Origin of the sequence: Methylobacterium sp. WL116 (assembly GCF_008039455.1) — a bacterium.
Lineage (GTDB): Bacteria > Pseudomonadota > Alphaproteobacteria > Rhizobiales > Beijerinckiaceae > Methylobacterium.
The window spans coordinates 1-3,909 of the sequence record NZ_VRUV01000433.1 but is presented as its reverse complement, the minus strand read 5'-3'; the positions used below and the strand labels follow the sequence as shown (position 1 = coordinate 3,909).

Genomic DNA, 3,909 nt, shown 5'->3' with positions numbered 1-3,909 from the left:
GCACGGGCAGCACGTCGCTGCCGAGCGAGGCGGAGCGCAGGAGCGTCCCGCCGCGCCGCACCTGCCAGGCCCAGCCCGAGCCCGCGCGGTCGAAGGGCGGCGCGTCGAAGTCGCGGGCGAGGCGCGGACCGTCGGGGCCCTGCTCCAGCCCGGAGCGGATCGCCACGATCTGCGCGTCGAGCCGGCCGTCGATCTGCCCCCGCACGAAACGGTGGAGGATGAAGCCGATCGCGATGCCCGCCACGACCAGCGCGACGGTGACGAGGACGAAGGCGGCCGCGAGCAGGCGGCGCGCCAGCGAGCCCGTGCGCGGTGCGCCTACTAGCCGGGATTCGTGCGCCATCAGGCGGCGTCCGCGTGCAGGCGCCAGCCGTGGCCGCGCACCGCCTCGATCTGGGCCGGGGCGATCTTGCGGCGCAGGCGGGTGATGATGACCTCGACCGAGTTCGAGTCGACGTCGGCGTCGCCGTCGTAGACCCGCTCGATCAGTTGCAGGCGGGGCACCACCGCGTCCTTGCGCAGCATCAGGCAGGACAGCACCCGCCATTCGAGCCCGGTGAGCTTCAGGGGCAGGCCGTCGCGCTCGAAGGCGCCCAGCCCGGGGTCGAAGCTCAGCGGCCCGCAGACGAGCCGGCTCGCGCCGCTGGCCTGGGCGCGGCGCACCAGCGCCCGCAGGCGGATCACCAGCTCCTCGGTGCGGAACGGCTTGACGAGATAGTCGTCGGCGCCGGCCTTGAAGCCCGCGACCTTGTCGCTCCAGCCGTCGCGGGCGGTGAGGATCAGCACCGGGAGCGTGCGCCCCGCGGCGCGCCACGCCTGCAGCACCGAGACGCCGTCGCGCTTGGGCAGGCCGAGGTCGAGCACCACCGCGTCGTAATCCTCGGTCTCGCCGAGATGCTGCGCGTCCTCGCCGTCGCGCGCGTGGTCGAGGGCGAAGCTTTCCGCGCGCAGGGCCTTCGCGATCTCGGCGCCGAGCGCGGCATCGTCCTCGACCAACAGGACTTTCATGGTTCTCGGCACCTTCGGGAAACGGGCGTCGGGGGTTAGGCCGGCCGGTTTAACCGGGGCTGAACCGCGCGGTTCAGGGTGGATTGGCGGGCCTCTCCTAGAACGCCGTCAACCCGAAAGGGCCCACCCGAACAGGACACGTTTCATCATGAGCAACGAACAGGTCATCGACGGCACCGCCACCGAGGTTCGCCAGGCCGCCGCCGAGGGAGCCGCATCGAAACCCGCACGCCGCCTGCCCCGCCGCACCCTCGTCGTCGGGGCGATCGCCGCGCCGCTGGCGCTCGGCGCCGTCGGCCTCTCCCTGGCGCAGAACGGCGCGCCCTCGACCACGCCGATCGCCCCGGTGGCGATCTCGGCGCTGGTGCCGTCGGGCGGCATCGCCGCCAAGGGCGAGGTCGCCGAGATCTTCGGCAACAAGTTCGTGCTGCAGGACGGCACCGGGCGGGCGCTGGTCGAGACCGGGCGCCAGGGCGAAGACGGCAAGCTCGTCGCCAAGGGCGAGACCGTCACCGTGCAGGGGCGCTTCGAGAACGGGTTCCTGCACGCGGCGGCGCTGACCCACGGCGACGGCAACCGCGTGCTGCTCGGCCCGGCCGGCGGCCCGCCCCCCGGCACCCTCGACTGGGCGAAGGACAAGGTCGGGCTCGGGCCCAACCCCGACGTGCCGGCGCTGACCGCCTCGGTGCAGGCGGCCGGCTACTCGGACGTCCGCGTCACCGGCCGCGGCCCGCGCCACCTCGAGGTCGCCGCCAAGGGCCAGGACGGGCGCGAGCGCCAGCTCCATGTCGGCTTCGACGGTCAGATCCGCGAGAAGCGCGTGTTCTGAGGTCGTCGGCCGCGCCGCCGATCCGGCGGCGCGGCACGATCCTCGCCTCGACGGGCCCGGCGCGATGCAACCGATCCCGCCCTGCCGCGTCTTGGCGAGAGATGGACCGCACGCGAGACCCCCGCAAGGAGCCCGCCCCAGATGGAACCGATGAAGCCGATGGAACCGATGAAGCCCATGGAACCCATGAAGCCGATGAAGGGCATGGAGCCCTGGTGGCCGGAGGACCTCGGCCAGCCCTCGACCAGCGGGGCGCAGAACGGGATGAAGTACGCCTTCTTCCCCGAGAAGCACCGCCTGCTGATCGAGCAGGACGGCAAGACCACGACCTACGACAGCGGCGACCACAAGATCGGCGGCGTCTCGCAGCAGGACGGCGGATCCAAGTCGCTGACCTTCACCAGCCAGAACGGCGACGTCGACCTCGGCTCGCTGAAGAAGGTCGATTGATCGCGGGCGGGCGGGCTTCGGCCCGCCCGCGTGGACAGCCCGGCGCCGGGCCTCTATGCGCTCGGCCCACATGAACGTGCGCTTCACAGAGAGAACCGCGCCGGGCGCCTTTCCCTGCCCCCCTGCTCCGCAGGGTACCCTTCCCCGCAAAGGGGAGAGGAAGAGGTGCATTCTGCCGATCCCGAGGACACCCCCTTGCGCACGCTGATCGATCTCGTGCGCGCGATGCGGGCCCGCGACCGGCGCCGGCTCGCGCTGATCGCCCTGGGGCTGGCCGGCGCAGGGCTGCTCGAGGTGGTCGGCGTCGCCTCGGTGATCCCGTTCCTGACGCTGGTCGGCGATCCCGCGGCCGCCACCCGCCTGCCCTACCTCGCGCAGATCCGCGACACGCTCGGGCTGTCGGACGACCGCAGCTTCCTGATCGCGGCCGGGATGGCGGCGCTGCTCGCGATCCTCGTGACCGCGGTGGTCAACGCCGCGCTGACCTACGCGCAGCTCTTGTTCACCCATCTCACCGGCTACGGCTTCGCCCGGCGGCTGCTGTTCCGCTACCTCGCCCGCGAAAAGCTGTTCTTCACCCAGGGCAACAGCGCGGAGCTTGCCAAGAACGTGCTCTCGGAGACCGACCGCCTGGTCGTCGGCGTGCTGACGCCGGCCACCGTCGTCGCCTCCCGCGCGATCTCGGCCCTCGCGGTGATCGGCTTCCTGCTGGTCTACGCGCCGCGCCTGGCGCTGATCCTCGGCGGCGGCTTCGGCGGGCTCTACGTCGGCATCTACCTGGTGATGCGCGCGCGCCTCGCCTCGCTCGGCGCCCGCTCGGTCGCTGACAACGCGCAGCGCTACCGCGTGGTGCAGGAGACCCTGGGCGCGCTCACCGAACTCAAGCTCTACGGCCGGGCGGACGCCTTCGCCGGCAAATTCGACGCCCCCGCCCGCGCCTATGCCAAGGCCACCGCCGAGAGCCTGCTGACGGGGCAGGTGCCGCGCTTCGTCATCGAGGCCCTGGCCTTCGGCGGCGTCATCGTGGTGGTGCTGTTCGCCCTCGCCCAGGGGCTCGACACCGCCGGCATCCTGCCGCTGCTCGGGCTGTTCGCCTTCGCCGGATACCGGATGCTGCCGGCCTTCCAGAACATCTTCAACTCGCTGGCTCTGCTGCGCTTCTACCTGCCGGCGGTGCGGGTGATCGTCGACGACCTCGACGGCGAGGCCGAGAGTTCGCCGCGGACCGACGCACGGCTGCCGTTCCGCGACGCGATCCGCCTGGAGCGGGTCGGCTTCGCCTACGCGCCCGGGCGGGCGGCGCTCGCGGACGTGAGCCTGACGATCCGCGCCAACACCACCGTCGGCCTCGTCGGGCGCACCGGCTCGGGCAAGTCGACCCTGGTCGGCCTGATGCTCGGCATCCTGACGCCGGATGCCGGCCGCATCACCGTCGACGGCACGCCTTTGGATTCACAGGCCCTGCCGGCCTGGCAGAACCGGATCGGCTACGTCCCGCAGGACGTGTTCCTCGTGGACGGGACGGTGGCCGAGAACATCGCGCTGGCCGCCGGAGAGGCGCGCGCCGCGCTCGCCGACGCGGGCGTCGTAGCCCTCGGGCAGGGCGGCGACGAAGTCGTGCG

Annotated in this window: 4 protein-coding genes and 1 pseudogene; 3 read left to right on the top strand and 2 right to left on the bottom strand. The window is 72.4% G+C overall.

Translation table 11 applies throughout. The features are described 5' to 3' along the window. Window positions 1-343 (bottom strand): annotated as a pseudogene (locus FV223_RS22190) (hypothetical protein); the annotation flags it as partial. After that, window positions 343-1,008 (bottom strand): response regulator transcription factor, encoded by a 666-nt coding sequence (locus FV223_RS22185; protein ID WP_147729022.1) that lies wholly within the window; start codon window positions 1,006-1,008, stop codon window positions 343-345. The pseudogene FV223_RS22190 and the gene FV223_RS22185, both read right to left, overlap by 1 nt. Window positions 1,009-1,156: 148 nt before the next feature. Between FV223_RS22185 and FV223_RS22180 the strand changes: the two genes are divergently transcribed. From FV223_RS22180 to FV223_RS22170, 3 genes are all read left to right on the top strand, one after another. Next, the gene (locus FV223_RS22180; protein ID WP_147729021.1) at window positions 1,157-1,837 is read left to right on the top strand and encodes a DNA-binding protein; all 681 of its coding nucleotides are present in this window, start codon (window positions 1,157-1,159) and stop codon (window positions 1,835-1,837) included. Between the two features lie 177 nt (window positions 1,838-2,014). Further along, window positions 2,015-2,287: a hypothetical protein gene (locus tag FV223_RS22175; RefSeq protein WP_313898894.1), complete on the top strand. Its 273-nt coding sequence runs from the start codon at window positions 2,015-2,017 to the stop codon at window positions 2,285-2,287. 195 nt (window positions 2,288-2,482) lie between these two features. Then, a partial coding sequence (locus FV223_RS22170) for an ABC transporter ATP-binding protein (RefSeq protein WP_147729023.1) occupies window positions 2,483-3,909 on the top strand: 1,427 nt, incomplete at its 3' end.

Coding starts and splice junctions, on each gene's coding strand:
- FV223_RS22185 (WP_147729022.1), bottom strand. CDS start 1,008: ATGAAAGTCCTGTTGGTCGAGGACGATGCCGCGCTCGGCGCCGAGATC.
- FV223_RS22180 (WP_147729021.1), top strand. CDS start 1,157: ATGAGCAACGAACAGGTCATCGACGGCACCGCCACCGAGGTTCGCCAG.
- FV223_RS22175 (WP_313898894.1), top strand. CDS start 2,015: ATGGAACCCATGAAGCCGATGAAGGGCATGGAGCCCTGGTGGCCGGAG.